Genomic DNA, 6,923 nt, shown 5'->3' with positions numbered 1-6,923 from the left:
AATCTTGCACACTTTCAGCGCCGTCACGAGCCAAAGTCTTTTGATGTAAGGGTTTTAGGCTTTTTCAGCAAGCCCTACCTACTCCCTCTCAAATCGTGAATTTTCAACTCCTAAAAAAGCAGTTTTTTTAAGTAATCTTACTGATTGACAAATGCAATTAAGTCTTAACTTGTCACCAATGCTCCAAATCCAAAGTCGCGTAAACAAAACCAAACTCCTGAAACACCGCCACCAATGCAGTCAAATCTGCTCGAATACGGCTTTTTCCTTCTAATTACCAATGCTTGGTTATTGACCAAAATTCAACTTCACTAATTGTGCTGTGAAACCGCAGCTTTTTGGCATCTTTCATATTTCTAATCAAAAACACTCGATCGGGAGTTAAACTATTTATATCTGTATTCTCAGGATCGAAATTAATCCGCACCAATGTTTCATTGTCTTCCACATTTTCCAGAGCCGTGTAGCGAGGAAATTTGGATTCGTATTGTATTGTATATTTACCTTTTGGCTTAGTCAGAAAGAAAAATCTGTTTGTGAAATATCGATCGATCAAAAGTTTTTCTCTAGGGTCGCTAGATTTTTGGATACATTCAGAAAGCGCCAAATTAATAAAGCATTTTTCTGGCAAAAATGAGTATCTATCTCCTTTTAAATGAAGAGATCCAATCAAAGTTTGCTCTGTTGAACCGTGAGTTTTCATATACTCCCAGTCTCCATAATAAATTGCATAACTGCCTTCTACAGATATGGCAATTATATGAGGCAATTTTATGGAGACTATAAAATTAGTTAGCTGATTTTTTTCGGAGTGGTAATCCCATATATTTTTCAGCACAAATCCCCCACACAATAATAGAGCAGAGGCGATCGATAAAATCCACAGTTTAATTTTCATAGTTTTTTGTCAGTTGCAAAACCTGGTTTAATTTGCCGCTGCGAAAGCCCTCCAAATCCAAAGTCGCGTACACAAAACCAAACTCCTGAAACACCGCCACCAATGCAGGCAAATCCGTATTTACCACAAACTCCTGAATCTCCTCCGCTGGTAACTCAATGCGCGCCGTATCTCCATCCGATCGCACTCGCAGATTTTTCAGTCCCAACTGCCGCAAATACCGTTCGGCACGCCCCACTCTTTGCAACTTTCCCACCGTGATTTCTTCGCCGTAAGGAAAGCGCGAACTCAAACAAGGTTGAGCCGGTTTGTCCCACCAAGGCAAACCCAATTCTTTGGCCAACTGTCGCACTTCAAATTTAGTAATTCCTACTTCTGCCAAAGGCGATCGCGCGCCGCGTTCCTTTGCCGCCTGAATTCCGGGACGGTAATCCTTTAAATCGTCAGCATTCACCCCATCCACCACATAAGGATAACCCTTTGCTAGTGCTAGCGGTTTCAAAGTATCGTGCAGTTCGCTTTTGCAGAAATAGCAGCGGTTAACCGGGTTAGAAGTGTAATTTGGATTTGCCATTTCCTTAGTTTCTACTTCCTCGTGGGCAATGCCAATTTCTGCTGCTTGAATCCGCGCATCTTCTAAATCTTCTGGCAGTAAAGACGGCGAAACAGCCGTCACTGCCAAAGCGCGATCGCCCAACACATCAAAAGCGATTTTTGCTACCAAAGTGCTGTCAATTCCGCCAGAATAGGCAATCAGCGCCCGTTCCATCTGTGCGAACAGAGTTTGTAATTTTTCGAGTTTTTCGACTAACATGATTTCAATTTTGATTACTGTAAAAGGCGAGGGATATTAGATCCCCGACTTCTTGAAGAAGTCGGGGATCTGAGTGTTCGGTTTTTTAAGTAGGTTTACTTATTCTGGATCGATACCGAGGGCTGCCAATCGAGCCAAAAGCTCTTGATTTCGCTGTCTTTCCTGTTCCAGCAGCGTCTCGGCTAACTCTTTGTCTTGCTGTTGGCGATCGGCCCTTTGACTTTCAGCTTCAGCCCTTTGGCTTTCGGCTTCAGCTTGTTCTTCCGGCCACAAAAGCAACTCTCCTGCCGCATTCCACCAGCGCAGCCAACATCCCGTTCTACCTTCGCGAGTTCCCTGCCAAACTCCCAAAAATAGATTTAATCCAGGTATTAAATAACGGCCGTTTTCATCAGGATTTTGATTGTTGTAGCGCTCAGATTCTAGCGCATAAACTTCTATTCTACCTGTATGCGGTCGAAAAATGACATAGCGGGGAACTTTGATTACTTGTTCGTAAAAAAAACACTTACCGATTTCTTCTGTATGTTCGACAGAATATTCATCGCCGTAAGTAGCTGATAGAAATTCCATCACTACAAAAGGGACTGTGCCTTCGGTATGAGGCGTGTAACTGCGGCGGGGATAGTTGTGAGGCCAAGGTTGAACCGGCCTCACGTACATCCTGTCTGGGGCTTTGCAAATAGTGCGATCGTCCACAGCAGCGCACAAAGCAAAATTAGAAACGATCAGTGCGTCTTGTATTAGTTCGGGGGAACCAAATAAAGACTGGCGCAAACCATGAGCTAGCAACGGATGGTCTGTATCGTCTACAGGGTCGTCTGGTAGGATAAAATCATCGGGAAGCAGAGGCCAAGTAATCTTGAGCTGCGATATAGGTTTGTGAATTACAGCAGTCATAAGTCACCTCATTTTTACCAATAAAAGTTTTAGTTTTAGTCGAGATTTCTGAGCGACAACCTTCTCTATATCTTAGCGTGCTAATTCCATAATAAAATTGGTTGGTAGTGAAAACTTTAGTCCTCACTACCAACAATTACCAATTACCCCGGGCGATGCCGAATGCGCGTTTTAAAATTCCCGGCGGGAAAATATGGCGATCGCAATTGACAGCAGCAGCACCACATACAGCAAACCGTAGCCAGCATCTGTAATCAAACCTGCCAAGTAAGGAACTTGTCCGTAAACAGCATCGTTTCTCAAATTGAATCTGGCTAAATCCGGCAGAACCAAATAAAGTCCCATCATCAATTGTTCAATTCCAGGATTTTTAGTTAACTTGCCCAAAGCCACTAAATCCCGCGTCGAATGTCCCATCAAATAAACGCCAAATGTCAGTAAAGTTGCCAGCAGCGAACTGCTGAACACCCCAAATAAAATCCCGACACCGGCCATTAGACACAGCTCAAACCAGACAAACAGCGAAGCGATTAAAATGCTTTCCAAAGGGAAAGGAATCCGGCTCAAACTCAGAATAGCCAGATAGATCGCAGTCATTGCTGCTACAAGCACCGCCAGCACTGCCGACAGCCCCAAGTGCTTGCCCACAATTAACTCAGCTCGACTTATCGGCTTAGCAACTAACAGGTAAACAGTCCGCTTTTCAATTTCTTTGTTGACCAGTCCGGTAGCCACAAAAACTGTGACAATTAGACCGAGAATGCCGATCGCAGCCAAACCGATATCTAAGATAATTTTTTTCTCGGTTGTCGCCGCCAATTCCGGTATCAACCGTACCGAGGCTCCCATCAACAGAGCAAAAATAATAATTAAGTAAAGGATGCGATCGCGAATTACTTCCCAAAATACATTGGTCGCGACTGTCAAGATTCTTCTCAAATTCATCTAGTTATTAACCCGCAGTCAACTTTAGCCATATTTTAGTTTAATGAAGAGGGAAGTTCGGCAACGGATTTTTTAACGGATGTAACGGATGGATGTTGAGGGTAGAAGTCAAGCGTGAAGAAAGAGGGTTTTTCCCCCCTCCCCATCTCCCCATCTCCCCCTCTCCCCATCTCCCCATCTCCCCATCTCCCCCTCTCCCCATCTCCCATCTCCCTCTCTCCCCCTCTCCCCATCTCCCTCTCTCCCCATCTCCCCATCTCCCCATCTCCCTCTCTCCCCATCTCCCTCTCTCCCCATCTCCCACACTCCGACTCGGACACTCTCCTAACCCCCAGAGACAGGCTTAAACTTGACTGTCTCCCGCAGTTCCATCTTTTTTCTGTCCTGGTTGAGAGCGTTTGATCGCATCGCAGGTTACAGTCGCCCTATTGCCGATATCGAACACCTCGCAAGATTTGGTAAACGAATATATTTCCGGTCGAAAAACCAGCCCCAGCCAAGTTGCCTGCATCTCTAACTGATAGCGGGACTGCCCTTGGACGATCGAAGTTTTGACATCCCAGCTCGCATCTTCTGGGACTATCCCAGTTGTTTTTAAGGCTTGATTCCGCAGAAAAAATCGCTCGTTGTCAATATCTATTAACATTTGCTCTACCTGCGCCCACGGTTTTGTGCGGGCTTCATTTTGCAGGTATCGCTCCATTGCATTGAGGATGACAATTCCTCGGGAACGATTAATAGTTGGCTGTTGAAATGTCACCACATAATCGCTTTGCCTCAAATCCTGCGATAAAACGCTCGGATATTGTTGTATCCAACCTTGAATTAAAAAGTGAAATGCAAACCAACAGGAAAACATCAGGTGAACTAGGGTAATCATCAAAAACTGAGGGCGCACCAACGACCTGATACCTTCCCGTTTTGACTCGCTATTCCAAACCTCTATTGTAGCAAGAATTACTACTGCTATAAGTGGGCCGGATATCCATGCGATTTCCTTCCTATCCGACGGTAATCTTACAAGCAACCACAAGCCAATTAAAATGCTTGTCACCCACGGACTCAGACTTACTCCTTTAATCAAAAAAGGTTGCTGGCTGGTCAGCAAACCCATTGAAAGTGTAAAAAATAACCAGCTCATATCAAAAAGCAGAGTTCTCGTCCGCCAGTCAGTGACTGCCGCCACTGTCAGCAAAGCTAAAAAGATGCTGAGCAGTAAAGGAGTCTTCCAGTGGACAACTTTAGGCGGAATCATCGCCTTTTGGATTTTTTTATTGGTTTCCCAAAGGTTGTTCGTCAGCTTAGTGAGTTGCTTAGTGGCATCAAAAAATTGCTTCATCATAAATTTTAATAGACGCTTTGCAAAAACAACACTGTTAAAATAACGACATTGCTAACAGTGTGGGCGATTAAAATTCCCCCAAACTGGGTAGTTACTTGAAAAGTTTTTTTGGGAGGACGGCGGGTGAGGGTTGGCGGCCCTAAAAACTGAGGTTTGGAAGCTTTTTTATTGCCATAAACCATGTTCTCTATGAATTCTAATCCCTGCCATTTAGCTAGAAAAGTTACTGCCAATACTGAGAGTGCTATCATAGTTATTGGAGCGTAAACATTATCCCCGCGTCCTAATAAAATATAACCGATAAGCTGTTCCCGCAAATCTTTGGTAAGAACGCTTTCAATGCCGAAGAAAACTAACCAGCCTACGCAAGTGCAAGATAGATTGAGGATGGCTGTATATTCAACGCTGGTTTTGGGGCCGAGTTTAAGTAGTTTTTGCAGAAACCACGATTCGATCGCGATCGCCAAAAACATAATTAAAATTTGTACCAAAACAGTCCGAAATGGGAAAACACTCGCAATCATCAAAATTATGGGTAGAAACCCCGTCTTTTTAGGACGGCTTTATATTTTTAATTACTACCGCCTTGGGACTGGTTGAGTCGGTGTACTTTTGTATTGCACTTTCAACGGGACAGTTACCGTTTCAAATCTCCCAATCCTGTACGCATAGTATTTTGCTCGCCATGAGCCTCCCTTGCGGGGTAATGTTAGCTTGTCGGTCAAAGTTTTGAGAGCTTGTTAGACCTGCAACACTGTAAAGCGTGACCTTAGAACTGTTTAATTGCTTCGGACAGAGCTCTTGACTAGCTACGCATCCACGGGGTGTCGTGACTCTCAAAACGTAGGCAGTTAAGCCTTAGTCTGGTCAGAATGGCTTACCGGATTTCTCCCGCAAGCCTCGTGCATTAAGGCCGAGGTTCCTGACAAGCCTTCAGGTATATCAGTCCGCGTTAAATTTTAATTCTACAGCACAAACGGAATAATCTTAACCGCCGGTTCGATCCCCTGATTGCGTTCGATCGCCCCTAGCAAGATTGGGAGCATATTCCTGTAGGCTAATTTATTGAACTTTACTGAAAATACCTGAATTATGCTGTAAGCTGTAAAAGTAGTAAGCATTATTCACCATTGGATACCTACTCAACCCCAAGACAAGCAGCCGAACATTTTGGAGTTTGTCTACACACGCTTAGGCGGTGGGAGAAGGATGGCACGATCAAAGCCATCCGCACACCCGCAGGTCAACGACGATACTTAATCAACTCTTATGCCGGACGCAATACAACTAACACTAGAACTATTCTGTATGCCAGAGTCTCTAGTCGAAGTCAAAAATCTGACCTTGACAGACAAGTTGCAAAACTACTGGAACTCTATCCATCAGCCGAACTCATTACCGACATTGCCTCCGGGCTCAATTTCAAAAGGCAAGGACTTAGAACCATTCTGGAAACCGTCCGTACAGGCAATGTCGGCTCAGTTGTGGTTGCCCACAAAGACCGACTTGCCAGATTTGGTTTTGAACTCATTGAATGGCTTTGTCAACTCGATGGAACAAAAATCGTGGTTCTCAACCAAAACAACTTTTCTCCAGAACGAGAAATGGTCGAAGACATACTTGCCATTATTCACGTCTTTTCCGGCCGACTCTACGGACTTAGAAAGTATAAAACTCAAATCAAGGAAGATCCAGATTTACCCAGAGCCAGCATTGGCCAAAATCTGGAAGACGTGGATGGCAGCGGCGCGATATTGCTACAACCAAGCAATTTCTCAACAAAAGCAAGACCGTCTAAGTAAACTCAAATTGCGTAACAAGATTATGCAATCAGATTTACCGAAATGGGTGAAAGATACACCATGCCATATCAGGCAAAACGCTATCTTTGATGCCCATCGAGCGTATTCCGCTAGTCGTGATGCCAAATATCGAAGCATTCGCAACCCTCGCTCTACGGTGAAATTTAATGATGCCAACTTCCGAGATGGGATGTGGCTTAAATTAAGAGTTAAAGGGCTAAA

General features: G+C 44.3%; 9 protein-coding genes and 1 pseudogene. 2 read left to right on the top strand and 8 right to left on the bottom strand.

Going from position 1 to position 6,923, the window contains the following annotated elements; translation table 11 throughout:
* Positions 1-274: 274 nt before the first annotated feature.
* From QUB70_RS31090 to QUB70_RS31055, 8 genes are all read right to left on the bottom strand, one after another.
* Positions 275-898 carry a hypothetical protein gene (locus QUB70_RS31090; RefSeq protein WP_332985602.1) on the bottom strand — a complete coding sequence of 208 codons (624 nt, stop codon included), beginning with the start codon at positions 896-898 and terminating at the stop codon, positions 275-277.
* Positions 888-1,712: an ATP-dependent sacrificial sulfur transferase LarE gene (gene larE / locus QUB70_RS31085; protein WP_332985601.1), complete on the bottom strand. Its 825-nt coding sequence runs from the start codon at positions 1,710-1,712 to the stop codon at positions 888-890. The genes QUB70_RS31090 and larE overlap by 11 nt, the downstream gene beginning before the upstream one ends.
* A gap of 99 nt (positions 1,713-1,811) precedes the next feature.
* Positions 1,812-2,612, bottom strand: coding sequence for a Uma2 family endonuclease (locus QUB70_RS31080; RefSeq protein WP_332985600.1), 801 nt, complete (start codon positions 2,610-2,612; stop codon positions 1,812-1,814).
* Between the two features lie 171 nt (positions 2,613-2,783).
* Positions 2,784-3,557 carry an ABC transporter permease gene (locus tag QUB70_RS31075; protein WP_332985599.1) on the bottom strand — a complete coding sequence of 258 codons (774 nt, stop codon included), beginning with the start codon at positions 3,555-3,557 and terminating at the stop codon, positions 2,784-2,786.
* A gap of 35 nt (positions 3,558-3,592) precedes the next feature.
* Positions 3,593-3,838 carry a hypothetical protein gene (locus QUB70_RS31070; RefSeq protein WP_332985598.1) on the bottom strand — a complete coding sequence of 82 codons (246 nt, stop codon included), beginning with the start codon at positions 3,836-3,838 and terminating at the stop codon, positions 3,593-3,595.
* A gap of 62 nt (positions 3,839-3,900) precedes the next feature.
* The gene (locus QUB70_RS31065; protein WP_332985597.1) at positions 3,901-4,899 is read right to left on the bottom strand and encodes a DUF5357 family protein; all 999 of its coding nucleotides are present in this window, start codon (positions 4,897-4,899) and stop codon (positions 3,901-3,903) included.
* Positions 4,900-4,904: 5 nt separating this feature from the next.
* The gene (gene fraC / locus QUB70_RS31060) at positions 4,905-5,423 is read right to left on the bottom strand and encodes a filament integrity protein FraC (protein WP_332985596.1); all 519 of its coding nucleotides are present in this window, start codon (positions 5,421-5,423) and stop codon (positions 4,905-4,907) included.
* Between the two features lie 441 nt (positions 5,424-5,864).
* Entirely contained in the window at positions 5,865-6,020 is a 156-nt protein-coding gene (locus QUB70_RS31055) for a hypothetical protein (RefSeq protein WP_332985595.1), read from the bottom strand.
* 9 nt (positions 6,021-6,029) lie between these two features.
* On the opposite strand from QUB70_RS31055, the gene QUB70_RS31050 reads away from it, so the two are divergent.
* The gene (locus QUB70_RS31050; protein ID WP_332985594.1) at positions 6,030-6,701 is read left to right on the top strand and encodes an IS607 family transposase; all 672 of its coding nucleotides are present in this window, start codon (positions 6,030-6,032) and stop codon (positions 6,699-6,701) included.
* Positions 6,613-6,923 (top strand): annotated as a pseudogene (locus QUB70_RS31045) (hypothetical protein); the annotation flags it as partial. The gene QUB70_RS31050 and the pseudogene QUB70_RS31045, both read left to right, overlap by 89 nt.

It is taken from the genome of Microcoleus sp. A003_D6, from assembly GCF_036702825.1.
Classification (GTDB): domain Bacteria; phylum Cyanobacteriota; class Cyanobacteriia; order Cyanobacteriales; family Microcoleaceae; genus Microcoleus.
The sequence above is the reverse complement of the archived record's forward strand: the minus strand, read 5'-3'. Positions and strand labels throughout refer to the sequence as shown.

Bases quoted from the DNA above. Each gene is read 5' to 3' on its own strand.
- QUB70_RS31065 (WP_332985597.1), bottom strand. From the start codon at position 4,899: ATGATGAAGCAATTTTTTGATGCCACTAAGCAACTCACTAAGCTGACG.
- larE (WP_332985601.1), bottom strand. From the start codon at position 1,712: ATGTTAGTCGAAAAACTCGAAAAATTACAAACTCTGTTCGCACAGATG.
- QUB70_RS31070 (WP_332985598.1), bottom strand. From the start codon at position 3,838: ATGGGGAGAGAGGGAGATGGGGAGATGGGGAGATGGGGAGAGAGGGAG.
- QUB70_RS31080 (WP_332985600.1), bottom strand. From the start codon at position 2,612: ATGACTGCTGTAATTCACAAACCTATATCGCAGCTCAAGATTACTTGG.
- QUB70_RS31055 (WP_332985595.1), bottom strand. From the start codon at position 6,020: ATGCTTACTACTTTTACAGCTTACAGCATAATTCAGGTATTTTCAGTA.
- QUB70_RS31090 (WP_332985602.1), bottom strand. From the start codon at position 898: ATGAAAATTAAACTGTGGATTTTATCGATCGCCTCTGCTCTATTATTG.
- QUB70_RS31075 (WP_332985599.1), bottom strand. From the start codon at position 3,557: ATGAATTTGAGAAGAATCTTGACAGTCGCGACCAATGTATTTTGGGAA.
- fraC (WP_332985596.1), bottom strand. From the start codon at position 5,423: ATGATTGCGAGTGTTTTCCCATTTCGGACTGTTTTGGTACAAATTTTA.